We start from the raw sequence: 24,778 nt of genomic DNA on the forward strand, positions 1-24,778 counted from the left end.
CTTAAAAATCTCCAAACATGGCGGCAGTTAATACAAAGTCCAACGCCAAAATAGCCAATGAACCTAAAACAACAGTGCGAGTAGTTGCTTTACCAATCCCCTCAGAGGTTGGTACACACTCATATCCTTGATAGACAGCAATCCAAGTAACAGCAACAGAGAAAAAGACCGCTTTAATAAAGCCGTTAAGAATATCAGTATCAAAATAGACTGACTGCTGCATCAAGGACCAAAAAGCGCCATCATGGACGCCCAACCAATTAACGGAAACCACAAGCCCCCCGATAATCCCAGTCGCTGAAAATATCAAACTCAACAAGGGCAAACAAATGACACCTGCAATAAATCTAGGCGCAATCACTCGACGAAGCGGATCAACGCCCATCATTTCAAAGCTAGACAACTGCTCCGTTGCTTTCATCAAGCCGATTTCAGCAGTTAACGATGATCCGGCACGGCCAGCGAACAATAGAGCCGTTACCACAGGCCCCAATTCTCGTAGCAGAGCCAGTGCCAACAACTGACCAACCGCTTCTTCTGAGCCAAATTTTGCCAGTATGCTATAACCCTGTAGCGCCAACACCATCCCTATAAAAGCACCAGAAACAACGACAATAACAAGAGATAAAACACCCACAGAATACAACTGTTTGACCAGCAGATTTAAAGACTCTTTCGGTCTAACTGGCAACCTCACGATACTCTGCACCAAGAAAATACCTGCACGTCCTACTGACTCTAGCCAGTTCAGTAATGCGGCTCCAAGCTCTGCAATCATCTTCATAAAACACCCTTACCAGCATCAGCGCGGTTTTCTGGATAATGAAATGGCACTGGCCCATCTGGCTCACCGTTTAAAAACTGTTGAACCTCAGCATTATCTGATGCCCTTATCTCATCGGCAGAGCCTTCAGCGATAACTCGACCGCCCGCTAAAATGCACACATGATCCGCAATTGAAAGAGACTCTTCAACATCATGAGACACAAGCACTGAAGTGATGTTCGCCGTATCATTTAACTGGCGTATTAATTTAACCAGAACGCCTTTTGAAATAGGATCTTGGCCTGTAAATGGCTCGTCATACATGACTAATTCAGGGTCCAACGCAATCGCCCTAGCCAATGCCACGCGTCGAGCCATACCACCAGAAAGTTCAGAAGGCATTAATTTCGCTGCGCCACGCAAACCGACACTGTATAGCTTATCCAAAACTCTTTTAGAGATGGTTTCTGCATCAAGCTTGGTGTGCTCCTCCATAGGAAAAGCGATATTTTCAGCTACACTCATATCACTGAACAAAGCACCACTCTGAAAAAGCATGCCCATTTTTTTCCTCGCCTTATACAGGTTCGACCTAGACAAAGCGTGGATGTTTTTACCGTCCACCAACAACTCACCGGAGTCTGGTGCTAACTGAGCAGCAATAAGGCGTAACAACGTTGTTTTACCTGTCCCGCTTGGCCCCATGACAGCAGTAATCTTCCCGCGAGGAATGGTCAGGGAAACGTTTTCGTAAATAACCCTATCCCCCCTCGAAAAACTCACATTTCGGACTTCAATATAAGCATCAGTCACTAGTACACCCTTACCATCCTTCCTAAATATGGATTGATACTATCACTGCCCCCCAACAATTAGAATCGTGGCAAAGGCAAAACTACTTTGTTTGCAAGATCAAGCCTTGAATTTAGTTGCTAAACCTCATTAAATGGTGCCTTCTAATTTCAATGAGTCTTACTACCCATTATGCTGCTATTTTCCGTTGCTCTCATCGCTGGACTAATTCTACTCGTCATTAGCTCTGACAAATTCATTGAGCATGCCGCATTGGTGGCTGAAAAGCTTAATGTAAGCCCTATGGTCATTGGTATCACACTGGTGGCGTTTGGTACTTCTGCTCCTGAAATGGTGGTTTCTGCTATCGCCGCACTGGATAATGCACCTGAAATAGCAATCGGTAATGTTTTAGGCTCCAACATTGCCAACATCGCTCTAGTGTTGGGTGTCACTTTATTATTCTCTGCCATCCCTATCGCAAAAGGGCTTTCGACGAAAGAAGTACCTCTGGTGTTAGCCATCACAGTACTGACTGGTTTTTTACTCTATGACCAAGCACTAGGGTTATGGGATGGTGTAATACTCATCATTGCATTTGTCGCCGTGCTGATAATCCTATTACGCGGTAACAAAGATCTGGAAAGCGAACTAAAAGAAGAGCTTCCCGCAGATGATGGCTCATCAACATTAAAATCCTTAATCATTGCGTTAATTGGACTGATTGTACTCATAGGTAGCTCTAAACTTCTAGTTTGGGGCGCCATTGGCATAGCGACTGCTTTGGGAGTGAGCGAGCTAGTTATCGGCCTAACTATCGTTGCAGTTGGAACCAGCCTTCCTGAGTTAGCAGCTTCTGTTAGTAGTGTGAGAAAAGGACATCATGATATCGCCATAGGCAACGTACTAGGCTCAAACGTATTTAACCTTGCCACCGTATTACCTTTACCAGCACTGATTGCCCCCGGCATAATCGACCCAAGCGTCGTGCAGCGTGATTTCCCTTGGGTACTAGGATTAACGGTCGCACTTGCTATTGCCATCTTTATATTCAAAAAATCTAAGAGCAATGCAATCCCTAGATGGATAGGCCTGCCTTTCATTGCATCATATGGCATATATATATTTGCAATCAGTACAAATGGCGCGCCATAACAATGAATTTAGCAAAGACACTTAAAACCAGAAACATTCTACTATTAGCTGTAGTAACTGTGGTTATTGCTTCGATTAGCTGGTACAGCACAAAGCCATCAAGAAACTTAGTCGAAAGCGATGCACTTCGTGGCTCGCCCGATTATTTCATCACCGATGTGCAGGTAAAAGAGTTTGATGAAAATGGAGGGCTAATCGAAACACTGAACGCCAAACAAACCTCTCACTATGACCTTAAAGAGAAAACCTTGCTCGAACAGCCTAGTGTTGCCCGATATTCAGAATCGGGACAATGGCATGGAAAAGCAGATAAAGGGGTTATTGAAGACGGAAGTAATGATATTCTATTAACAGACAACGTAAGAGCAACGAAAAAATATCAGCAGTCTGAAGACATCCAGCTTAGCTCGGACAACATGCACTACGTAGACAAAGACAAATCATTGACCAGCTACGGAGCTGCTACCTTGATATCAACCCAAGGAAAAACCTCCGCGAATAAGATTACAACCTTTATAAACTCAGAAGAAGTCGTGATGACAGGATCTGTACGAGGAAACTATGAAACAACTCATTAACGCCAGCATGTTGCTCACTTCTGCCCTTATTGGACAATACACTTACGCTTTACCAGATGACCTTAACAAGCCATTAGAAATTCAAGCTGATGAAGCCTCTTTCGACCAGAATTCAGGCGAAGCCATCTATAAAGGCAACGTCTTTGTAAAACAAGGCTCCATAGAAATCCAAGCACAGTATTTAAAAGTCACAACAGACCCAAGCACCCGCAGATTTAACAGCCTAGAAGCCACAGGGTCGCCAGCAAAATTCAGTCAACAAATAGATTGGAATGGCAACATAGTTATCAGTAGAGGGAATGAAATCCACTACCAAACCGACGAATCCAAACTTGAAATCACTGGAGATGGATACCTAAGCCGTATGCAGAATTCTATCTCCGCTGATTACATTCTATACATGATCCAAGATGGCACCTTTAGCGCAGAGAAAAAAGATTCTGGTCGCGTCAATATGACCTTACAGCCACAAACTACTGAGGCAAAATAATAGATGGCCTTACTAGAAGCAAAACACCTTGCAAAAAGCTATAAAAAACGCAAAGTAGTAAAAGACGTCTCAATTTCCGTTGAATCAGGCCAAGCCGTTGGTTTATTAGGACCAAACGGAGCAGGAAAAACCACCTGTTTCTATATGATAGTTGGTATGGTCGCCAATGACGCTGGCGGCATATTTATTGACGGCATAGACATCACCCATGACGCCATGCACACTCGCGCCCAAAAAGGTGTTGGCTATCTTCCTCAAGAGGCATCTATTTTTAGAAAAATGTCTGTAGAAGACAATATTTTAGCGATTTTAGAAACACGCAAAAATCTCACTAAAGCACAACAACATGAAAGATTAGAAGAGCTCTTAGAAGAGTTCCATATCACCCATATTCGCACCAACTTAGGAATGGCATTATCAGGGGGTGAAAGACGCCGGGTAGAAATAGCAAGAGCGGTTGCAATGAATCCAAAATTCATTCTGCTTGATGAGCCATTTGCTGGAGTAGACCCAATTTCCGTTGGTGACATAAAACAAATAATTAAACACCTCCAAGAAAGTGGAATCGGTGTCCTAATTACCGATCATAACGTCAGAGAAACCCTCGACATCTGCGATAAAGCTTACATTGTTGGTAATGGTTATATCATCGCATCAGGCGATGCCAGTACAGTCATCAACAATGAACAAGTAAAAAAGGTCTATTTAGGCGACGACTTCCGCCTATAACCCCTTATCATTGCTGTAGAAAGGGAGTAGTATGCACAACTCGTTCCAATTCACTCAAACAAAAAGAGTTGCTCCATGAAGCAGTCTTTACAATTAAAGCTAGGTCAACAGCTAACCATGACCCCACAACTGCAGCAAGCTATACGCTTACTGCAGCTTTCTACGTTGGATTTGAAGCAAGAGATTCATGAGTTCCTAGAGTCGAACCCACTGCTTGAGCTTGATGATGACGAGCAAACTCATAATGAGTTACCTGCTAGCATAGAGTCAAAAAGTGCAACGGAAACACCTCTAGATAACGGTGAAGAAGCACGCCTAGAGTCCGAATGGACAGAAAGCATTCCAGAAGAGCTATCCATAGACAGCAATTGGGATGATACTTACCAAAGTTCCGCAGCAGTCAGTGACAACCTTAGCTTTGAAGGCGATAGCGATTTTGAAAGCCGTAACGCACCTGCTGAAAGCATTCAAGACCATCTTATCTGGCAACTAAACCTTACTCACATGTCTGATCGAGACCTTGAGATTGCCTATGCCATCATTGAATGTGTCCAGCCTGATGGATACTTAAGCATTACACCTGACGACATCTGCGAATCACTAAGCATTGAACTTGAAGACCTAGAAATGGAAGAAGTCATTGCGGTTCAACATAGACTGCAGCGCTTCGACCCAGTCGGCGTCTGCTCTATTGATTTACGTGATTGTCTATTGGTGCAATTAGAAGCTTTCCAGACTCACCCTCTATACAAAAGCACCTATAACCTTATTGACCATTATTTACCCCTATTGGGCAATAGAGATTTTGCGCAACTAAGCCGCAAAACAAAATTAAAAGACGAAGCGCTAAAAGAAGTCATTAGCTTAATTCAACAACTAAACCCGCGCCCAGGCTCGGTTATTGATGCCGATGATACCGATTACGTTATTCCTGACGTGTCAGTCAAAAAACGTAATGACGTTTGGCAAGTTGAATTAAACAACGACGCTCTTCCGCCAATAAAAATCAATGAAACCTATTCTGCCATGGCCAGCACCGCTGCCACATCCGAAGATGCTTCTTACATCAAAAACTCACTACAAGAAGCTAAATGGTTCATGAAAAGTTTACAAAGCCGAAATGAGACGTTACTAAAAGTAGCCAGTTGCATTGTCAGCAGACAAATCGATTTTTTTGAGCTTGGTGAAGAAGCCATGAAACCAATGGTGCTTCATGACGTAGCTGAAGAAGTAGGCATGCATGAGTCAACCATTTCCAGGGTAACCACTCAAAAATACATGCATACACCAAAAGGGATATTTGAATTAAAATATTTCTTTTCGAGCCATGTTAATACAGCCTCTGGTGGTGAGTGCTCTTCGACAGCAATTAGGGCCATGATCAAAAAACTCGTTGCTGACGAACCTGCTAAAAAACCTTTGAGTGATAATAAGTTAGCTGCCATTTTGGCAGATCAAGGCATACAAGTTGCTCGACGGACTGTAGCCAAATACCGTGAGGCGATGAACATCCCTCCTTCCAATGAACGCAAACGACTGATCTAAACGGAAAGCATTTTATCATGTCCTTGAAATCATTATTAAAAGCAGACCTCGTTCTCGCAAAACAAGATATAATTAGCAAGAAACGCGTATTAGAAAACCTCGCGGAAGTAGCGTCAAACCGACTTCACTGTGATAACGAAGCCGTCTATGATGCACTGCTAGGTCGAGAAAAACTTGGAAGTACTGGTATAGGCAATGGAATAGCCATTCCGCATTGTCGACTAGAGTCCGCAAATCACACTGCTGTAGTGGTAATGTCACTACAGACGCCTATCGATTTTGACTCTATAGACAAACAAGCTGTCGATCTTATATTTGCGTTAATTGTTCCGCCACATGAATGTGACCAACATCTATCAACACTGGCTCAAATTGCAGAATTAGCACAGTCTCCAGAATCATTGGACAAGCTGCGTACTGCTCAAAGCAACGAAGAGCTATTCAGTATTTTCAACTCATTAATATAGGTATAAAGCATGCTGGAAGAGTCTATTGTTATTATAAACAAACTTGGCTTGCATGCCCGTGCAGCAGGCAAACTCATAGAAACAACCACACGCTTTTCTTGTGATATCACCATCGAAAAAGATGGGCGTAATGTGGATGGAAAAAGCATCATGGCAATGATGATGCTTGCTGCAGGAAAAGGCACCGAAATCAAAATCAAAGCGAATGGTGAAGATGAGCAAGAAGCCATTAACGCGATCGTTGAATTAATCAACAATCGTTTCGGTGAAGATGAGTAAAGAGCATCATGTCGGAGCAAAACACCCTTAATCATTTGCAAACGGTAACCGAGTCCCTTGAGACCGGTGCCACAATGCAAATTCGCTACCTACTTAATGGTGCCCTACCTGCACAAGATGTTGCTCGACTATTAGAATCGTCTCCGCCAAAAGAGCGTAAGCTTTTATGGGAACTCATCGAAGACAAAAACGAAGGCGAAGTATTACAGTATCTGACTGAAGATATTGGCGTTCAATTCATGAAAAACATGAATACAGAACGCCTTATCGCCGTATCAGAACACTTTGAAAGTGATGACTTAGCCGACTTATTACAGCACCTGCCAGAAAAGATCGTGAAAGAAGTGCTTGCGTCGATGACGGCGCAAGACAGAAAAAGAGTTGAAGACCTATTAAGCTACTCAGAAGACTCTGCTGGCGGCTTAATGAATACGGATACGATAACAATTCGTCCAAATATCAATGTGGACATTGTTTTTCGCTATCTTCGCAGGCACGCAAAGATTCCAGACATGACTGACAGTTTATTAGTCGTCAGTCGCTCAGATAAACTTCTCGGTGTACTCCCCCTTACTAAATTGCTGGTTTCCAACCCTAATGCCACCGTGCGTGACATTATGGAAACCGAGTTTACTGTGATCAATGCAGAGACACCTGCAAGTGAAGTTGCGCAGTTATTTGAAAAAATGGACCTTGTCTCCGCTCCCGTTATTGATGGTGAAAACAGAAAATTACTAGGTCGTATCACTATCGATGACGTTGTCGATGTTATTCGTGACGAAGCTGAACACTCCATGCTAAGCATGGCAGGTCTCGATGACGACGAAGACACCTTCTCCCCAATTATGAAAACCACCAAACGACGTGCAGTTTGGCTTGGCATAAACCTTATTACAGCCTTTATCGCCTCTTATGTGATTGGACTATTTCAAAACACACTCGATCAAGTGGTTGCATTGGCAATATTAATGCCTATTGTTGCCAGTATGGGCGGTATCGCTGGCTCACAGGTACTGACACTGGTAATTCGAGGCATCGCACTGAACCAGATTGGCGCAACCAATACACGCTGGCTTTTAAATAGAGAACTTGTTGTCGGACTTCTTAATGGCATATTGTGGGCAACCGTTATTGCCGCACTCACCGCTCTTTGGTTTGACAACATAAAGATTGCCTATATCATTGCAGGCGCCACTATAATAAACCTGCTATTTGCAGCAACCACTGGTACACTTCTGCCAATTTTCTTAAAAAAGATTGGCATCGACCCTGCCCTTGCTGGCAGCGTAATTTTGACTACTGTGACCGACGTAATTGGATTCCTTTCCTTCCTAGGTCTCGCTACTATTTTTTTAATATAGGTTCCCATGACAGACTTTGATCAATTTGAAAACGAAGAAGACATTCCTAAAAGTAAAACCCAGATCAAGCGTGAAATGGAAGCCTTGCAAGATCTTGGTAAAAAAATGCTCGGCTTAAGCAAAAACCAGCTTAAGAAAGTTGAAATGTCGGACACTTTACGCGAAGCCTTCGTTGAAGCTGGACGCATAAAACAACACGAAGCCATGAGAAGACACCTTCAATACATCGGCAAGATCATGCGCACAGAAGACCATGAGGCCATTGCTAATCGAGTGGCTATGTTTGATTCAACATCGGCTGCGTACAACAAGCTTTTTCATCAGCTTGAAATTAAGCGTGATGCACTAATTGGCGAAAACAGCAAAGAAGTATTGTCCCAATACCTAGATGAAAACCCTCAGATCGAAGACATTCAGCTGCTTAGACAACTTATCCGACTCTCCCAAAAAGAAGTGTCTCAAGGATCAAACACAACAAACCGTAAGAAATTATTCCGTTTTTTGCGTGAAGCCGAAGAGAAACGTTTAGGCTTAAAAGACTAATACAGAAAAGTAAAATCTACTGCGATTTACTTCGACAAAAGCCCTGACTCAGAAAAAACTGACCAGGGCTTTTTACTGAAATCTACGATGGGATAAACAAGGCATTTTTTGCCGACATTGATCCAGTCTTTGCTTTTCTACCTCAAAGATAAAATACCCCGGCTCTTCTTGCAAATCCGCCAAGCATTCTCCAAAAGGAGAATACAAAACACTATTACCATAAGTTTGCCTGATTGAATTATGCCAACCACATTGGCCAACGCCTAAGACATAACATTGATTTTCAATAGCACGGGCGGACAACAAGGTACGCCAGTGAGCTTTACCTGTCACATAAGTAAAGGCGGCAGGCACCAATAAAATTTCAGCCCCCATATTAACAAGTTGTCGATATAACTCAGGAAACCTCAGGTCATAGCAAATGCTTAAACCCACTTTAAAGCCATCCACATCCACCACTTTTAATGACAACTCACCCGCCTCTATAAAATCAGACTCCTTATAAGAGGCTGCTTTATCATCCACAGCAACGTCAAACAGATGAATTTTGTCATAGCGTTCAAGTATGGCGCCATCAGGACCAATCACCCAACAAGACTGCCTTACCCGCCCATTCGGCACTAATTGGCCATCAAACCGAATATGAGAAGGGTGAGAGCCGATCACGATATAAACAGAGTAACGCTTGGCGAGCGTCGCGATCTCAGCAAAAATAATCGCTTGATCCTCAGACTCCGCCAAAGGTCGCATATTTTTACCATCAAACAAAAACACATTTTCCGGCAAAACAATAAGGCGCGCTCCTTCTTGCTGAGCAGCAGAAACGACCATACGTTTGACTTCTTCCAGATTACTTCGCCAATCTTTCGTGCTGGTAAGTTGAATAGCCGCGACACGCAATCTATTTGTCATTGGATTTACCCACTGGTTGATATCGAACAGGGGTTATAACAGGATCGTTAAAGGAACCTTCAACTTTATACTGCACACTCGTTACCTTAGATAACTGATCCCCGATTAGCTTATCAGTGATAAATAGCAGACCCGCCAACTGAGGAGTTCCCCATATCAACCCGGCCAAAGGCAGCGTTCCTGATATAGGAAAAGTGGCCGTTAGCCTTTCATTCAATTTTTCATTTACGATATCAGCTTCACCAGCAACAACAAGCTCAGCGGTTGGGGACTTGATGGTGATTGGGGAGATTGTTTTCAAAATACCATTAGAAAGAGAAAGAACACCGTTAAAGTCGTCGTAAGTTAAGCCTGGTTCATAAACATCAGAAAAATCCAACAACAAACGTCGACTCAACGCCCCAACATTAAAGATCCCCAGCACCTTCAAAAATGGCGGTAACTCATCTACTTGACTGAAATTACCATTCGATGAAGAAAAAGCAATCCGCCCAGAAACCGACTCTCGATCAAAATAAAATGGGTGTCCTTTCCAACTTAAACCCACGTCAATTTTGTACTTTTTAGAGGTAACAATCGGCTTATTGGAAAACTTTTGCGTCAATTCAGCCAGATCCGCACCGTCAGCAGCCACAACCAGCTCAACACTAGAAGACTCCCCTCTATCTTGCCAGAATAAAGACCCTGTAAAATGACCTGTCTTTAATTTAGATGAAATAGGGTCAACCCTTAGAACATCACCCTCTCTGGTAATATTAAGCTGCCAATCGCCGTAAGGCTTTTCATTAAAATAAAGCTGATCCACAGACAATTTCATATTTGGAATTTGCCTAGCAGAAAAAGGCGCTTCTTTACTACTGCCGGCTTCCTCTGAAGGATCTGAATTCCAGCTCAAGAAACCAAAATTGAGATTGATCACACCATCTTTCTTTATGAAAGCAAAATTCATTTCATCCGAATTCACAAAAAGGGGCTTATTAGTCGAGGCGTTATAAGCCACCTTAAAGTTATGCCAAGTGTTATTTGGATTAACCACCACTCTATCGACTATAAGATCAACTCGACTCAACCAAGCGGGTAATGCAGGAATATCGTCCGCATCAGTTTGAGTACTTCCGCCTGAAAAATCCGCCATTACAGACTGCCACTCAGGCACAAGAAGCTGCTTCAAGTTTCCACTAATCACCAAGCCATTCGGTATTGTTGAACTGAATTCTTCCCCTTGAACCGTACTAACAATCAACTCACCGCCAATAAACTCATTGCGTTGAAGCAGCATTCTCGCCTTTGCAAGGCTGTCATAACTCGCATCAATAACAAGATCAGATTCATGCTGCCTCACTTTGACTTGCAGCGGTTTTGTTTCATCCGATTCCTTTCCTATTGGTTCTGGCAGATCTATTTTCACCCCTACCAGCTCACTATCAATGGTAAAATCGACCTGCCCCATTTGAGACTGATTAACCAACAACTTTCCTGCGTAACCAGTCAGACCAGACGCTCTATTGATTGCCAAATCACTAACATCACGCCATTTAAGAACGTCTTTAATATCCACTTCACCTGAAAAATCACCAATCACAGCCAGCCCACCAGCCTCTCCTGTAGCCTTAGATGAAAGTGTAAGGTGTGACTTTCCTCCCAATGCTTGAATATCAAAAGCGGAATCCGTTATGCCTTCACTAGAACTATAATTCAGTCTTCCTTCTTGAACATAGCCAGCTAAATCAAGGTCATTAATTCTCAATGGGTTATTTTTAAAATCAAGCGCTAGCTGAACTTTGGGCTCCGTATCTGGAACAAATGGCACAGCAACATCAAATTTACCCTTTACTCGCCCCTCCAATTGCCAGTTAGCAAAAGGTGACAAAACAGAGTCGGCCAACGGCGTTGATTGCAACGTAGAAATAACTAAGGGGGCCTCTTCATCAACAGCACCCGAAATATTCAGCCAATCTGCTTTCTCATTTATGATCGGCACTGTCACCAAAAGATTACTTACGGGCAAATCTGCTAACTTAGCTGAGTCCACATGAACACTGATACCTGTCGCATCATATGAAAAATTGCCTTTGACATCCGTCGCTGTAGGCCAGTTTTCATCAAACGCCACATCCGTATCATTTAGCCCCATTTGCATTCTTACGTGAGGCTTAGCACCGTCTGACAACTCGCTCTGCACCAATACATCAACATCCGTGATTTCACCAGAATTAGGAAATGCCTTCTGAATCCAAGACATAACCGCTTCATCAAGCACTTTAGGCGGAATATAATCCAGTCGATCTGCAACAGATAAATTTTGACCATGCAAATCTAAAGCAAGCCAATCAGGTTCATCACTTCTAACTTCTAAACGAAAGCCGCCATTAACATCAGCACCACGGCGTTGCACCAACAAATCACGACCGCTCACTAAAAATATATCTTGTTGTTTTTGCCAGCTCACGTAGCCCAAAACTTTATCAACCTGCCAAGGCGATTCGTACACCGTATCAAACCACAGCTTGCTGTCATTACCCCGAAAATCGATATAGCCACTGTCTTCAGACAAACTAAAAACAGCATTAATTTTATCGGCCTGAGGAATGCCATTGTAGGCATTAACGGATGCGGCTTGCAGATTACTTAAAAACTCAAATGACAACTCACCGTCTTCTCGCCACACCTGAACGCTACCATTCTTAGCAACACCCAATGGGTGTAAGCCGTTCAAAATACTGAATGCGTTAGAATCTTTTGGCAAAAAATGCGCTAATATTTCATGACCCAAGCCCAAATCAGCTTGGTTAAAGCGGACTGTCGAACGGTCCGTTAAAGACGACCAATCAAATACAGCATCAATAGCAGGATAACTAACATCACTGCTATCACTTATTACCAAATCCTTTAGATCGAGACGAATCGCTGGCTGCCGCTGTGAATAGTGAAGTTTTACAGAGGAAGTCGCATCAAAATTCCGCCCATCCTCAAAACCAATGTTGACGTTCGTAGACTCTGCACGAACTTCGTATTCCTTACCGACAACAGCGTCTAGCCAAAGCTCACCAGCAAAATCGGCGGACGCAATAGAATAGGCATTATTCGCTAATACACTATCAATAGGCAAAGATATCTTAGGGGCCACAAGCGACGCTTTTACTCGATAATCACCCAGCAAACCGCGCGTTTGCGCAATACGAGCATTAAGTACGAATGGCGACTGATAATCATCTAAAAAGATCTTTGATGTCAGCAAAGACTCAAATGATTTCTGGAAAAGGTACAAATGTGGGAAGCGAACTTTATGCTCACCCAATTGCTCACTGTTAATGTCTATTTGACCATCATAAATAGAAAAGTTTTTCTGAGCAGACAAGTAATCTAACGCACGCTCAACACCCACATCATTGCGAACATTACGCGAAGTAGCCCCAGCCAGATGCCAAACACCCTTATTTTCCTGCATCTGCACATAGGGGCGGACAAATCGAATATAGGTAAACTGAGGGCTTAAACTAAGTAGAGATTTAACGGTATCTAAGCGAATCCGCATTTCATCAACACGAACAGAGGCCTTTCCGTTAGCCAAAATATTAAAGCCGCTAATTGATACAGTTGGATCAACGCCTTCTAAACCGCCATCAATCCTTTCCAGCGTCACTGGGTAGCCAATGATTTGCTGTAAATTATTCTCGATTTGTGGGCGATAGCGATCCATATAAGGAAGCAGTTGCCCAACACTGACCGCAAAGATAGCCAGCAGTGCTGTTAAAACAACAGCCGCCCAAAAAGAAAAAAGGATCAGCTTACGCAATACCCAACGCATCTTACGTCCTTTTTAGTTAACGCAAAACAACATCATATTGATCTTGCGTATAAACAGAATCCACTTGAAAACGGATAGTTTTGCCGATGAATGCTTCCAATTCAGCAACAGCAACACTTTCTTCATCAAGAAACCTTTCCACTACAGCGCTCGCAGCCAACACAGTGTATGTCTGAGAGTTATATGCTCGGTCCGCTCTTAAAATTTCTCGGAACACCTCATAACATACGGTTTCCGGTGTCTTAACAAGCCCACTCCCCCGACAAGAACGACAAGGCTCACACAAGGTTTGCCCCAGACTCTCACGCGTTCTTTTTCTTGTCATTTCTACCAGACCAAGCTCAGAAACCCCGGTAATTTTGGTTTTAGCATGGTCTGCATCTAATACTTTCTCGAGCATACGTAGAACTTGACGCTTATGCTCTTCATCTTCCATATCAATAAAGTCTATGATGATGATACCACCAAGATTTCGCAACCTCAGTTGTCGACCTATTGCCGTAGCAGCCTCAAGGTTCGTCTTGTAGATAGTCTCTTCAAGGTTTCGACTCCCGACAAAGGCCCCCGTATTAACATCGATAGTGGTCATAGATTCCGTTTGCTCAACCAACAAATAGCCACCCGACTTCAACTGTACCTTACGGTCTAAAGCCTTATGAATCTCATCCTCAACACTGTATAAATCAAAGATTGGACGCTCACCAGGATAATACTCAATACGGTCTCTAAGATCTGGAATGAAATCTTCAGCAAAAGAGCGCAACTTAGCGTAATTCTCTTTCGAATCAATACGAATTTTTTCTGTCGAAAGCCCTACCAAATCACGCATGGTACGCAAATGCAGCGGAAGGTCTTCATAAATAATAGAGGGCGCCTTCGCATTTTGCATACGACGCTTAACGGATTGCCATAGACGGGTTAGGAATTTGATATCTGAAAGAATTTCTTCTTCACCAGCCCGCTCTGCTGCTGTTCTTAGAATATAGCCACTGTTTTCATCCGCATCAGTAAGAGCTTCAGATACGAGCGTTTTAAGACGCTCACGCTCAACCTCATCTTCAATACGTTGACTCACCCCTACGTGTGCTTGATCTGGCATATAAACCAAGTAACGAGAAGGAATAGAAAGATGAGTTGTTAACCGTGCCCCTTTTGAACTAATAGGGTCTTTTGTCACTTGAACCACTAACGATTGCCCTTCACGCAAATAATCACCAATCTGATCACTTGGGTTAACAGCATCACGGCTCACGACTTCTGACACATGGATAAAAGCCGCCCTCTCTAAGCCAATATCAACAAATGCCGCTTGCATACCTGGAAGAACACGTACAACCTTGCCTTGGTAAATATTGCCAACAATCCCTTTACGACTTGAGCGCTCTATATAGACTTCTTGCAACACGCCGTTCTCAACTAGAGCAACGCGAATCTCCATAGGAGTAACATTAATGAGTACATCTTCACTCATGTGACATTTCCTCTAGCGAATGAATTCCGAATTGGGCTAACAATTCAGCCGTTTCATACAGGGGCAGCCCAACAACAGCAGAATATGATCCTGACATAGTGCGTACGAAAATAGAACCCAAACCTTGAATACCGTATGAGCCAGCCTTGTCTTTAGGCTCATTCGTCTTCCAATACAAGTCTATTTCTACGTCTGAGATATCACGAAAAACCACATCACTTACAACACATTTAGTAGCAACATGCTCAAGGTCAATATTACATAAACAAAGAGAGGTAATGACTTGGTGGGAACGGCCCGATAGCCGCCTTAACATGGATCTTGAATCTTCAAGAGAATCTGGCTTACCAAGAATGCAGCCATCTACGACCACACTGGTATCGGACGCAAGAAAAACAACGGAAGAGTCAAACTGAAGATTTTGCTGTGTATACATCTTTGATGCCGCACGCGCTTTTTCTACTGCCATGCGCACAACATATTCTTTCGCCTCCTCCCGCTCTCTTGGCGTCTCATCGATGTCGGCAGGCAACACCTCAAAATCGTTAACCAAAAGACTAAGCAGCTCTTTCCTTCTCGGCGAAGCTGAAGCCAAAACAAGCATAATGTTTCCCTAAAATAAACCTAGCGAATAGCATAAATACGTCGCACACTGCGAAGTATGACGAAAGACCAAGGCCATAACGCCCCAGTAATAACCGCAGGCATAAATATCATTAATGTTGGTTCAGCATTACCAAGGTAATGATCAACCCAGAAATCGATAAGTTGATTCACACTAACCAACATACATATAAAAAACCCTTGCTGCCAACGGTGGTACATCCGCAAACGTTTATAAAATACAGCACAGGTATAGGCAATAATGACATAGGTTAATGAGTGCTGACCGATTATACCGCCCTGTAATAGATCAACCATTAAGCCCAAAAACCAAGCCAAGCCGACACCAACACGGAAAGGCAAGGCAATCACCCAATACAAAATAACCAGCAAAGCCCACTCAGGACGGAACCAGACAAGGTCTCCGGGGAAAGGCACCGCTTCAAGCATCAAGGCGGTTAGCAAGGTAATACAGAATACAAAGATAGGCTTCATGATCGTCCCGCCTTAGGCTTTTCTATTAGCATAACGTGGCGACTTCGCCCCAATTGAGCTAAAGGCACAACTTCCACATCAGCATAGGCTTTGCCCTGTGTATATTTCACACTGCGAACCACACCGACAGGATAACCACTAGGGAATCGATTATCTAAACCAGAAGTAGTAAGCACATCACCTTTTCTAATGTCGACAGAACGTGGCACGCTCATCAGCTCCATTACGGTGACACTTCCAGTGCCTCGTAAAATACCTCTAAAGCCAGTACGAGATAACTGCACGGGCACAAAGTGATTGGCGTCTGCAATCAATAGCACTCGGCTACTGTAAGCGGAAGTTTCAACGACTTGACCCAACACACCGGTGGCATCTAAAACAGGCTGACCAACATAAGCACCAGAGGAAAACCCTTTATCGATCATCAATCTATGGCTGTAGGCATTTTGGTCAAAACCGATTACTTCAGCCATAACGACTTTTTCATCAACCCGCTGGGATGCATCCAACAACTCGCGCAAGCGCACATTTTCGGCCTGCAGAGATTCAAGACGCTGCTGCCGGCTACGTAGAAGTAAAATTTCAGCCTGCAAAGATTTATTCTCTCTAACCAAGCCTTCCCTACTCGCTAGATGCTCACCAGCCCAGTTGAACATTTTTTGAGGAGTATTAACCACAACTTGAATAGGAGTCACAAGCAAAGTCAGATATGGCCTTACTTGTGAAAACGCAGAATAACGCACATCAGCAACGATCATTGCAACAGACAAAATAACCAACACAACAAAACGCGCGCTGGATACTTTGCCACTGAAAAGAAGCGAATTATTAATGGTACGCTCCTAACGCTTATTCGTTATCAGCTGTAAACAACTCAGAAGCATGTTTGTCCATCAACTCCAAGGCCATGCCGCCGCCACGGGCAACACAAGTTAATGGATCATCAGCGATAATCACTGGCAAACCAGTTTCTTCGCTAATTAAACGGTCGATTTCACGCAGCAAAGCGCCACCGCCAGTCAACACTAAACCCGTTTCGCCAATATCAGCGGCCAATTCAGGTGGGGATTGCTCTAAAACGCCTTTGATGGCTTGTACAATTTGAGCCAATGGTTCTTGAAGAGCTTCTAGAATTTCTGTACTACTAAGAGTGAAAGAACGAGGAATACCTTCAGCTAAGTTGCGACCACGCACATCAATTTGCAACTCTTCACCGGTATGGTAAGCCATACCAATCTCTGTTTTTATGCGTTCAGCTGTTGCATCACCAATCAAGCTACCGTATTGGCGACGAACATATGTCGTAATAGCTTCATCAAAACGGTCACCACCCACTCGAATCGATTCAGATGTAACGATACCGTTCAAGGAAATGATTGCGATCTCTGTTGTACCACCACCGATATCGATAACCATGGAACCTGACGCCTCAGCAACAGGCAGGCCTGCACCAATAGCCGCCGCCATAGGTTCTTCAATAATATATACTTCGCGTGCGCCAGCGCCCAAAGCGGATTCTTTAATCGCACGTCGTTCTACTTGGGTAGATTTACAAGGCACACAAACCAAAACTCGAGGGCTTGGCTTTAACAAACTATTTTCATGAACCTTGGAGATAAAATATTGCAGCATCTTTTCTGTAACATGAAAGTCAGCAATAACACCGTCTTTCATCGGTCGGATAGCGGTAATATTACCCGGCGTACGACCCAACATGCGCTTCGCATCTGTACCAACAGACGCAACTGTTTTTTGGTTTCCATTATGACGTATAGCAACAACAGACGGCTCATCTAGCACAATTCCGCGGTCACGAACGTAAATAAGGGTATTTGCCGTTCCTAAGTCAATTGACAAATCACTTGAAAACATTCCCCTGATTTTCTTAAACATGAATTCTTACACCCTGATAATACGATACGAACAGCGTCAAAATGTAACAATGACGGGGCCAATGGGCAAGTTGATTCCGCGTAAATGTTAAAAAAGTTCCAAGGTATTTCATTGTTTAGCAAAAAAAATTAATAAATCTAAAATATGCCTTCTTTTTCGCCCGCTTTGCTTTATAGCAATACCACTAAGAGATACAATGGCGGGCATTTACGATAATCAAAACATTTAGGTGGAACATGTCCATAGACAAACAAGACGTGCAAAAGATTGCACACTTGGCACGCCTCGCTCTTACTGAGGCAGACGCCGATCAATACCAACACTCTCTTTCAAGCGTTTTATCACTCGTTGAGCAAATGCAATCTGTTGATACCGATGGTGTTGAACCTCTTTCTAATCCACTTGAGATGACGCAACGCTTAAGAGAAGACATAGTCACCGAAGAAAACCGTCGTGACGCATTCTTAGCAAACGCACCTCAGACCGAAGCTGGCCTTTTCCTAGTACCGAAAGTGATCGATTAAGAGAGACAAGCATGTTCGAACAAAGCATCTCGACATTGGCGCAAAAGCTGCGCAATAAAGACATTTCAAGCGTTGAGCTAACGCGCCTATTTTTAGCGCGTATCGCTAAGCTTGATCCGCAATTAAATAGTTACATTACTGTTAGCGAGCAGCGCGCTCTTGAACAAGCAGCCGCAGCTGATGCGCTTATTCAAAATGGCCAAGGCACTAGCCTGACCGGCATCCCTATTGCCCACAAAGATTTATTCTGCACGGAAGGCACATTAACCACATGTGGCTCAAAAATGCTGAACAACTTTATTCCGCCCTATGAATCCACCGTAACCAGTCGCATCCAACAAGCTGGCGCAGTAATGCTAGGCAAAACCAACATGGATGAGTTCGCGATGGGTTCTTCCAATGAGAACAGCTTCTACGGTGCTGTGAAAAACCCATGGAACCTAGACATGGTTCCAGGTGGATCTTCTGGTGGCTCCGCTGCTGCCATTGCGGCCGGTCTAGCCGTAGCAGCAACCGGCACAGATACAGGCGGCTCCATTCGACAACCGGCTTCTTTCTGCGGCATTACTGGTCTTAAACCGACCTACGGCCGTGTATCTCGTTTCGGCATGATTGCTTATGCATCCAGCCTTGACCAAGGTGGCCCAATGGCGAAAAGCGCAGAAGATTGCGCGCACTTAATGCAAGCCATGGCAGGTTTTGATGAAAAGGACTCAACGTCAGCAGAAACACCCGTTGAAGACTATTTAGCCAACCTAAACGCGCCATTAACGGGTCTAAAAATTGGCTTACCAAAAGAGTACTTTGGTGAAGGCCTAGACCCACAAGTTGCCGATATCATTATGGCCGCCGTAAAAGAGTTTGAGAAACTAGGCGCAACAGTAAAAGAGATTTCACTGCCTAACTTGCAGCTTAGCATTCCTTCGTACTACGTAATTGCACCTTCTGAGGCATCTTCAAACCTATCTCGTTTTGACGGTGTTCGTTTCGGTCATCGCTGCGACGATCCAAAAGACTTGCTGGATATGTACAAACGCTCACGCGCTGAAGGTTTTGGCAGTGAAGTACAAAAACGCATCATGGTTGGCACCTATGCGCTTTCTGAAGGCTACTACGACGCCTATTACCTAAAAGCACAAAAAATTCGCCGTCTTATCAAAGAAGACTTCGTTAAAGCGCTTAATGAAGTGGATGTGATCATGGGCCCTGTTGCACCAACGACAGCATTCGGTCTTGGCAGTAAAACCAGCGACCCAGTTGCCATGTATCTAGAAGATATTTATACGCTATCCGTCAACCTTGCTGGTATCCCAGCGATGTCTGTTCCAGCTGGCTTTGCCAATGGCATGCCTGTCGGCCTACAAGTAATGGGTAATTATTTTGCCGAAGCCAAGCTATTAAACGTAGCGCATCAGTATCAGCAACACACTGATTGGCATTTACAAACACCAACTATGGCAAAAGGAGCATAAGCATGAACTGGGAAGTTGTTATCGGCCTTGAGATTCATACTCAGCTCTCTACAAAATCAAAATTGTTTTCTGGCGCTGCCGTTGGCTTTGGCGCAGAACCAAACACACAAACCACACTGGTTGATCTAGGTATGCCTGGTGCATTACCTGTATTCAACAAGGAAGCCTTGCGTATGGCGGTTATGTTTGGCCATGCAATTAATGCCGAAATCGGCATGTCATCCGTTTTTGCTCGTAAAAATTACTTTTACCCAGACCTTCCAAAAGGCTATCAAACCAGCCAAATGGATCACCCTATTGTGGGCAAAGGCTATCTAGATGTAATGCTTGACGACGGAACCACTTCTCGTATCGGCATCACTCGCGCGCACCTTGAGGAAGATGCAGGGAAATCCTTGCATGAAGACTTCCAAGGAATGACAGGCATCGACCTAAATCGCTCTAGCACACCTTTATTGGAAATCGTATCTGAGCCAGATATTCGCTCTGCAAAAGAAGCGGTTGCTTACGTTAAGATGATTCACTCTATTGTGACTTACCTAGGCATTTGTGATGGCAACATGGCAGAAGGCTCTATGCGTTGCGACATCAACTTATCGCTACGACCAAAAGGACAGCAAGAATACGGTACACGCACCGAGATTAAGAACGTCAACTCGTTCCGTTTTATCGAAAAAGCCATTTACACTGAAATCGAGCGTCAAGCAGACATTTTAGAAGACGGCGGTCGCATCATTCAGGAAACACGCCTGTATGACCCAGAAAAAAACGAAACTCGCAGCATGCGTTCAAAAGAAGACGCGAACGATTACCGCTACTTCCCATGCCCAGATCTACTTCCAGTAGTACTGACGCAAGAATACGTAGACGGCATTAAAGCAACGCTACCAGAACTGCCAAGCCAAAAAGCGGCACGCTTCCAAAGCGAGTATGGACTAAGCGAATACGATGCCAACGTCCTATCCTCTTCGCGCGCCATGGCGGACTTTTTTGAAACAGCCAATACCATTGTGGCAGACGCTAAACTGACGGCAAACTGGGTAATGGGCGAACTAAGCAAGCTTCTTAACCAAGAACAGCTAGAAATTGAAAACGCACCAGTTAGCGCTAAAGCATTTGGCGAGTTGCTCGTTCGAATTAAAGACAACACCATCAATGGCAAAACAGCAAAAGATGTGTTGCAAGCCATATGGAACGGCGAAGGCTCTGCCGATGAAATCATCGAAGCCAAAGGCCTAAAACAAGTGACAGATACTGGCGCGATCGAAGCCATGATCCAAACTATTTTAGACGCTAATGCCGCTCAAGTTGAGCAATACCGCGCAGCAGACGAAGACAAGCAGAAGAAAATGATCGGCTTCTTTGTTGGGCAAGTTATGAAAGCATCGCAAGGCAAAGCCAATCCAGGTTTGGTGAACCCTATATTGACCAAGATGCTGAAAGGCTAAAATCGCTCATTTACAATGCAAAAAGCCGCACCATGAGTGCGGCTTTTTTTATTGCGCTTGAGTTACGTAATCACACATCAAAAACTGGCGACAATTCGATCTCGACCAGAACATTTCGCTTCGTGCAAATTCTGCTCTGCTATTCGAATCAACTCCTCGAACGTATCGACTTTATCGCTGCAAATACCAACACTGAAAGCCAAACGAATTTTACCTTCCGTAAACTCCTTTAAACGTAAAGTTTCCAAGAAAGCATTCACTTTATCCTGTAGTTCTTGGCCTGCTACTTTTGCAACAACACAAAACTCTTCTCCACCAAAACGACCAAGCAACACACCAGGAAACGCGTCGATAAATTCTCGACCAACCGACTCAAGCAAGCTGTCCCCAACCTGATGACCGTATGTATCATTAACTTGCTTAAAATGGTCGATATCAAACATCGCTAGGGAAACATCCGAAGCATTGTCACTGAGCAGCAACTCCCCTTCTTCAAACAAGCAGCGACGATTTTTTAATTTGGTCAAAGGGTCGATATTCGCCAGATTTCGTATAGTCTCAAGCATCTCCTGCGCTTCTAAACTATGTATAACCCGACAATGAAACTCTTCGTGATAAAAAGGCTTCTTGAGAAAATCATTGGCACCTGCCTTAATAAATTTGGCCGATAACGTATTATCTCCTTCTGCTGACAAACCAATAATCACCAGATCTTGAAAGCGGGAGTTATAACGAAGCATACGAACAAGATCATAACCATTAACCAAAGGCATATTATAATCTGCAATCAACATGCGAATATCAGAATCTTCCTCAAGCTTAGCCAGAGCAGCCTGACCATTCTCGGCCTCAACGACATTAAAGCAATATTGCTCCAACAATATTCTGATAAACAACCGACTGGTAGAGGAGTCTTCAGCAACCAACACTTTAACACCTTGGTTACGATTCAAGCGTTCAATCACCTTGATCACATGATTAAAAGAGTAACGGCTGTCTTTGGTAATATAGTCCAAAACCCCTTTATTAAGCAGTCTTAGCCGCAAGTTATCATCAAAGTTCCCAGTCAGCACCACACAGGGAATTCTACGAGATAAAATCAGATCAACAATCTCGCCATTTGGCGCATCAGGCAAGTTAAGATCAACAATCGCTGCAAAATATTCTTCACCAGAATGCGCCAATTTATCTTCAGCTTCTTTGTAACAAGTACACAAAATCGGTGTAAACAAAGCCGTTTGGGAAAGCAAATGATGGAGAACCTTCAAATCGACAGGACCGTCCTCAACGACTAATATTTTTCTTTCCTTTACCATGCTCAATTCCCAATATAAAAAGTAAGGCCATACTTTTTGAATATTTTTAAATTATCCCCTATGACCCACGATTCCGATACTCTAAAATACTTACTCTACATCATGGTTTTGTAAAAATCAGACAATACTTAACATTAACTTAATCTAACTAAATGCAAGGCGGTTCTATATATGCAATGCAGAGAAAATTGCGGAGCATGCTGTACAGCCCCATCCATAAGCTCTCCTATACCAGGTATGCCAAATGGAAAAGCCGCTGGAGAGCCTTGCATACAGCTACTTGCAGATTATCGCTGCGCTATATTTGGCGACCCCTCAAGACCAGAGGTATGCGACAAATTTAGTGCCGAAGAATACATATGCGGAACTAACCGCGAAGAAGCACTCTATATATTGACCCATTTGGAAGATGAAACTAGCCCAATCAACACTGGCTTATTAAAAAGGAAATATCAATGATACCAGCGAAGCACCTTCTACCTTTACTCTGTGTTAGCTTATTGCTCGGAGCCTGTTCCACCTCAAATACAAGCAAACAATTCATTGTTGTTCCTCCAAGTGAATCACAAATAGAAAGCAGCGTAAAAGAGCAAGTATCACTCGCCCTTAATGCTTTCACCCCTGTGGCTGGGCAAGCACTACCCAACAACACAGTCCTTGAAGCCTATGAAGCTCGCGGCTACGATCCAATTTGGATTCAAGACAAAAAAATCAACATGTCGATTTATAAGCTCGTTGATATTCTAGAGCAATCTCAAAGCCAAGGTCTAAATCCCATTCATTACCATGCTGGGATTATCAAAGAATATTTAGCCCTAAAAAGCCCAACACCTCAGCAACTAGCAGAGATGGATGTCATTTCGACTATTGCCTTAACCAGCTACGCCCATGACATTAGCAATGGCCGCTACGAACCTCAGCTGATAGACCCAAATTGGCAACTTGATGCGCCAAGCAACACCTGGAAAGATTTACTGTATCTCGACTCTGCAACCGACATGGTAAATTCACTGCAACTTCTGTCACCACGCAGCCCACAATATCAAGTTTTACAAAAATGGCTGGTTTATTACCAAGACCTAGCTGCAAAAGAAAGTGATATTTTCGTTAGCGCTGGTGTACCTTTATCCCTTGGCGATACAGGACCAAGAGTCGCTCAATTAAGAGCAAGGCTAGTACAACTTGGCGACATTCGCTTTTCTACCCGCAAAGTTAACGAAGAGCAATTTGATGCACGTCTGCGAGAAGCATTGATGCGCTTTCAGCGTCGCCACCACCTAACAGCGGATGGCGCTGCAGGCTCTCGGACAATTGAAATGCTAAACGTTCCACTTGAAACCAGAGCCAAGCAAATCGCTTATAACTTAGAGAGATGGCGCTGGCTACCAAGCGAATTAGAAGCAAACCGTATCTGGGTAGACCTGACCAACTACACGGTTGATATGCACCTAAATGGCGAACTCACCTCAATGAAAGCCGTTATTGGTAAACCTGACAGGAAAACCCCTGTGTTTAAAGGCTTAATGACCTATATGGTCACTAATCCAACATGGCGTGTACCGCATCGTATCGCCAGAGAAAACCTTTTACCAAAACTGCAAGCAGACCCAAATTATCTCGTAAAACATGGCTATAAAGTTTTCTCTAGCTGGAGCATTGGTGCAAAAGAACTTGATTCAACCAAAATCAATTGGCAAGCAATCAGCGAAGACAAGCTAGCCTTCCGCTTTGAACAAGAACCAGATGAAGGCAACGCCCTAGGCCAATATAAATTTATGTTTCCGAACAAAAATGAAATTTATTTGCACGACACACCCGCTAAACACTTATTTCGTGAAAGCGACAGAGCATTTAGTTCAGGTTGCGTGCGCCTAGAAAACCCAGTTGAGTTTGCCAGAGAAATCACCAAAGGCAGCAAGCAATACAATGCCATGAACAACTCACTAAAAAATCAAAGCAATACTGTTATCTCACTGCCTACCTATATCCCAGTGTATTTGGTGTACTTCACAGTCGTTCCTAATGCAAACGGTATGCTGGAGTTTCGTAACGATGTATACGAAAGAGATGCTCTAATGGAAGAAGCGATGGGCTACTCACCCTTCCGATCAAGAGACTCCATTTAAAACCTT

Annotated in this window: 24 protein-coding genes; 14 read left to right on the plus strand and 10 right to left on the minus strand. The window is 43.7% G+C overall.

Annotated elements, in window-relative coordinates:
- Position 1 precedes the first annotated feature (1 nt).
- Positions 2 to 784, minus strand: coding sequence for a lipid asymmetry maintenance ABC transporter permease subunit MlaE (mlaE, locus tag DFP75_RS05240; RefSeq protein ID WP_110572993.1), 783 nt, complete (start codon positions 782 to 784; stop codon positions 2 to 4).
- Entirely contained in the window at positions 781 to 1,578 is a 798-nt protein-coding gene (locus DFP75_RS05245; protein WP_110572995.1) for an ABC transporter ATP-binding protein, read from the minus strand. The genes mlaE and DFP75_RS05245 overlap by 4 nt, the downstream gene beginning before the upstream one ends.
- Before the next feature lie 171 nt (positions 1,579 to 1,749).
- On the opposite strand from DFP75_RS05245, the gene DFP75_RS05250 reads away from it, so the two are divergent.
- The 9 genes from DFP75_RS05250 (at position 1,750) to yjgA (ending at position 8,704) form a co-directional block, all read left to right on the plus strand.
- Positions 1,750 to 2,712 (plus strand): calcium/sodium antiporter, encoded by a 963-nt coding sequence (locus DFP75_RS05250; protein ID WP_110572997.1) that lies wholly within the window; start codon positions 1,750 to 1,752, stop codon positions 2,710 to 2,712.
- A 2-nt stretch (positions 2,713 to 2,714) separates the two neighbouring features.
- Positions 2,715 to 3,290, plus strand: a complete 576-nt coding sequence (gene lptC / locus DFP75_RS05255) for an LPS export ABC transporter periplasmic protein LptC (protein ID WP_110572999.1) — start codon at positions 2,715 to 2,717, stop codon at positions 3,288 to 3,290.
- Positions 3,274 to 3,780, plus strand: a complete 507-nt coding sequence (gene lptA, locus DFP75_RS05260) for a lipopolysaccharide transport periplasmic protein LptA (RefSeq protein ID WP_110573001.1) — start codon at positions 3,274 to 3,276, stop codon at positions 3,778 to 3,780. The genes lptC and lptA overlap by 17 nt, the downstream gene beginning before the upstream one ends.
- 3 nt (positions 3,781 to 3,783) lie before the next feature.
- Entirely contained in the window at positions 3,784 to 4,509 is a 726-nt protein-coding gene (gene lptB, locus DFP75_RS05265; RefSeq protein WP_110573003.1) for an LPS export ABC transporter ATP-binding protein, read from the plus strand.
- 75 nt (positions 4,510 to 4,584) lie between these two features.
- Positions 4,585 to 6,054 carry an RNA polymerase factor sigma-54 gene (locus DFP75_RS05270; RefSeq protein ID WP_110573005.1) on the plus strand — a complete coding sequence of 490 codons (1,470 nt, stop codon included), beginning with the start codon at positions 4,585 to 4,587 and terminating at the stop codon, positions 6,052 to 6,054.
- Positions 6,055 to 6,071: 17 nt separating this feature from the next.
- A complete protein-coding gene (gene ptsN / locus DFP75_RS05275) occupies positions 6,072 to 6,521 on the plus strand; it encodes a PTS IIA-like nitrogen regulatory protein PtsN (protein WP_110573007.1) in 450 nt (149 codons plus the stop codon).
- Between the two features lie 9 nt (positions 6,522 to 6,530).
- Positions 6,531 to 6,800 (plus strand): HPr family phosphocarrier protein, encoded by a 270-nt coding sequence (locus DFP75_RS05280; protein WP_110573009.1) that lies wholly within the window; start codon positions 6,531 to 6,533, stop codon positions 6,798 to 6,800.
- A gap of 8 nt (positions 6,801 to 6,808) precedes the next feature.
- Positions 6,809 to 8,161: a magnesium transporter gene (gene mgtE, locus DFP75_RS05285; RefSeq protein ID WP_110573011.1), complete on the plus strand. Its 1,353-nt coding sequence runs from the start codon at positions 6,809 to 6,811 to the stop codon at positions 8,159 to 8,161.
- 6 nt (positions 8,162 to 8,167) lie between these two features.
- Complete coding sequence (gene yjgA, locus DFP75_RS05290; RefSeq protein ID WP_110573013.1) at positions 8,168 to 8,704, plus strand: ribosome biogenesis factor YjgA; 537 nt, start codon at positions 8,168 to 8,170, stop codon at positions 8,702 to 8,704.
- Positions 8,705 to 8,776: 72 nt separating this feature from the next.
- Here yjgA and DFP75_RS05295 read toward each other — a convergent pair whose 3' ends face one another.
- From DFP75_RS05295 to DFP75_RS05325, 7 genes are all read right to left on the minus strand, one after another.
- Entirely contained in the window at positions 8,777 to 9,616 is an 840-nt protein-coding gene (locus DFP75_RS05295) for a carbon-nitrogen hydrolase family protein (protein ID WP_110573015.1), read from the minus strand.
- Complete coding sequence (locus DFP75_RS05300) at positions 9,606 to 13,424, minus strand: YhdP family protein (RefSeq protein WP_110573017.1); 3,819 nt, start codon at positions 13,422 to 13,424, stop codon at positions 9,606 to 9,608. Before DFP75_RS05300 ends, DFP75_RS05295 begins: the two co-directional genes overlap by 11 nt.
- 16 nt (positions 13,425 to 13,440) lie before the next feature.
- Positions 13,441 to 14,895 carry a ribonuclease G gene (gene rng / locus DFP75_RS05305; RefSeq protein WP_110573019.1) on the minus strand — a complete coding sequence of 485 codons (1,455 nt, stop codon included), beginning with the start codon at positions 14,893 to 14,895 and terminating at the stop codon, positions 13,441 to 13,443.
- Positions 14,888 to 15,499 carry a Maf family protein gene (locus DFP75_RS05310; protein WP_110573021.1) on the minus strand — a complete coding sequence of 204 codons (612 nt, stop codon included), beginning with the start codon at positions 15,497 to 15,499 and terminating at the stop codon, positions 14,888 to 14,890. Before DFP75_RS05310 ends, rng begins: the two co-directional genes overlap by 8 nt.
- A gap of 20 nt (positions 15,500 to 15,519) precedes the next feature.
- Positions 15,520 to 15,993, minus strand: coding sequence for a rod shape-determining protein MreD (gene mreD, locus DFP75_RS05315; protein ID WP_110573023.1), 474 nt, complete (start codon positions 15,991 to 15,993; stop codon positions 15,520 to 15,522).
- Positions 15,990 to 16,775, minus strand: a complete 786-nt coding sequence (gene mreC / locus DFP75_RS05320; protein ID WP_245926985.1) for a rod shape-determining protein MreC — start codon at positions 16,773 to 16,775, stop codon at positions 15,990 to 15,992. The genes mreD and mreC overlap by 4 nt, the downstream gene beginning before the upstream one ends.
- A 67-nt stretch (positions 16,776 to 16,842) precedes the next feature.
- A complete protein-coding gene (locus DFP75_RS05325) occupies positions 16,843 to 17,886 on the minus strand; it encodes a rod shape-determining protein (RefSeq protein WP_110573027.1) in 1,044 nt (347 codons plus the stop codon).
- 236 nt (positions 17,887 to 18,122) lie between these two features.
- Between DFP75_RS05325 and gatC the strand changes: the two genes are divergently transcribed.
- The 3 genes from gatC to gatB are packed head-to-tail and all read left to right on the plus strand — an operon-like array spanning position 18,123 to position 21,330.
- Positions 18,123 to 18,410, plus strand: coding sequence for an Asp-tRNA(Asn)/Glu-tRNA(Gln) amidotransferase subunit GatC (gene gatC / locus DFP75_RS05330; protein ID WP_110573030.1), 288 nt, complete (start codon positions 18,123 to 18,125; stop codon positions 18,408 to 18,410).
- 11 nt (positions 18,411 to 18,421) lie between these two features.
- On the plus strand, positions 18,422 to 19,882 hold the full coding sequence (gatA, locus tag DFP75_RS05335) for an Asp-tRNA(Asn)/Glu-tRNA(Gln) amidotransferase subunit GatA (protein ID WP_110573032.1): 1,461 nt from the start codon (positions 18,422 to 18,424) through the stop codon (positions 19,880 to 19,882).
- Between the two features lie 2 nt (positions 19,883 to 19,884).
- A complete protein-coding gene (gatB, locus tag DFP75_RS05340) occupies positions 19,885 to 21,330 on the plus strand; it encodes an Asp-tRNA(Asn)/Glu-tRNA(Gln) amidotransferase subunit GatB (protein ID WP_110573034.1) in 1,446 nt (481 codons plus the stop codon).
- Positions 21,331 to 21,407: 77 nt separating this feature from the next.
- On the opposite strand, the gene DFP75_RS05345 is transcribed toward gatB, so the two are convergent.
- A complete protein-coding gene (locus tag DFP75_RS05345; protein ID WP_110573036.1) occupies positions 21,408 to 22,646 on the minus strand; it encodes a response regulator in 1,239 nt (412 codons plus the stop codon).
- 171 nt (positions 22,647 to 22,817) lie between these two features.
- On the opposite strand from DFP75_RS05345, the gene DFP75_RS18565 reads away from it, so the two are divergent.
- Positions 22,818 to 23,105 (plus strand): YkgJ family cysteine cluster protein, encoded by a 288-nt coding sequence (locus DFP75_RS18565; protein WP_245926986.1) that lies wholly within the window; start codon positions 22,818 to 22,820, stop codon positions 23,103 to 23,105.
- Complete coding sequence (locus DFP75_RS05350; RefSeq protein WP_110573038.1) at positions 23,102 to 24,772, plus strand: L,D-transpeptidase family protein; 1,671 nt, start codon at positions 23,102 to 23,104, stop codon at positions 24,770 to 24,772. Before DFP75_RS18565 ends, DFP75_RS05350 begins: the two co-directional genes overlap by 4 nt.
- Positions 24,773 to 24,778: the final 6 nt, after the last annotated feature.

The sequence above is a fragment of the Marinomonas alcarazii genome, assembly GCF_003208215.1.
Taxonomy (GTDB): Bacteria; Pseudomonadota; Gammaproteobacteria; order Pseudomonadales; family Marinomonadaceae; genus Marinomonas; species Marinomonas alcarazii.

Bases quoted from the DNA above. Each gene is read 5' to 3' on its own strand.
- mlaE (WP_110572993.1), bottom strand. From the start codon at position 784: ATGAAGATGATTGCAGAGCTTGGAGCCGCATTACTGAACTGGCTAGAG.
- DFP75_RS05250 (WP_110572997.1), top strand. From the start codon at position 1,750: ATGCTGCTATTTTCCGTTGCTCTCATCGCTGGACTAATTCTACTCGTC.
- lptC (WP_110572999.1), top strand. From the start codon at position 2,715: ATGAATTTAGCAAAGACACTTAAAACCAGAAACATTCTACTATTAGCT.
- lptA (WP_110573001.1), top strand. From the start codon at position 3,274: ATGAAACAACTCATTAACGCCAGCATGTTGCTCACTTCTGCCCTTATT.
- lptB (WP_110573003.1), top strand. From the start codon at position 3,784: ATGGCCTTACTAGAAGCAAAACACCTTGCAAAAAGCTATAAAAAACGC.
- DFP75_RS05270 (WP_110573005.1), top strand. From the start codon at position 4,585: ATGAAGCAGTCTTTACAATTAAAGCTAGGTCAACAGCTAACCATGACC.
- ptsN (WP_110573007.1), top strand. From the start codon at position 6,072: ATGTCCTTGAAATCATTATTAAAAGCAGACCTCGTTCTCGCAAAACAA.
- DFP75_RS05280 (WP_110573009.1), top strand. From the start codon at position 6,531: ATGCTGGAAGAGTCTATTGTTATTATAAACAAACTTGGCTTGCATGCC.
- mgtE (WP_110573011.1), top strand. From the start codon at position 6,809: ATGTCGGAGCAAAACACCCTTAATCATTTGCAAACGGTAACCGAGTCC.
- yjgA (WP_110573013.1), top strand. From the start codon at position 8,168: ATGACAGACTTTGATCAATTTGAAAACGAAGAAGACATTCCTAAAAGT.
- DFP75_RS05295 (WP_110573015.1), bottom strand. From the start codon at position 9,616: ATGACAAATAGATTGCGTGTCGCGGCTATTCAACTTACCAGCACGAAA.
- DFP75_RS05300 (WP_110573017.1), bottom strand. From the start codon at position 13,424: ATGCGTTGGGTATTGCGTAAGCTGATCCTTTTTTCTTTTTGGGCGGCT.
- rng (WP_110573019.1), bottom strand. From the start codon at position 14,895: ATGAGTGAAGATGTACTCATTAATGTTACTCCTATGGAGATTCGCGTT.
- DFP75_RS05310 (WP_110573021.1), bottom strand. From the start codon at position 15,499: ATGCTTGTTTTGGCTTCAGCTTCGCCGAGAAGGAAAGAGCTGCTTAGT.
- mreD (WP_110573023.1), bottom strand. From the start codon at position 15,993: ATGAAGCCTATCTTTGTATTCTGTATTACCTTGCTAACCGCCTTGATG.
- DFP75_RS05325 (WP_110573027.1), bottom strand. From the start codon at position 17,886: ATGTTTAAGAAAATCAGGGGAATGTTTTCAAGTGATTTGTCAATTGAC.
- gatC (WP_110573030.1), top strand. From the start codon at position 18,123: ATGTCCATAGACAAACAAGACGTGCAAAAGATTGCACACTTGGCACGC.
- gatA (WP_110573032.1), top strand. From the start codon at position 18,422: ATGTTCGAACAAAGCATCTCGACATTGGCGCAAAAGCTGCGCAATAAA.
- gatB (WP_110573034.1), top strand. From the start codon at position 19,885: ATGAACTGGGAAGTTGTTATCGGCCTTGAGATTCATACTCAGCTCTCT.
- DFP75_RS05345 (WP_110573036.1), bottom strand. From the start codon at position 22,646: ATGGTAAAGGAAAGAAAAATATTAGTCGTTGAGGACGGTCCTGTCGAT.
- DFP75_RS18565 (WP_245926986.1), top strand. From the start codon at position 22,818: ATGCAATGCAGAGAAAATTGCGGAGCATGCTGTACAGCCCCATCCATA.
- DFP75_RS05350 (WP_110573038.1), top strand. From the start codon at position 23,102: ATGATACCAGCGAAGCACCTTCTACCTTTACTCTGTGTTAGCTTATTG.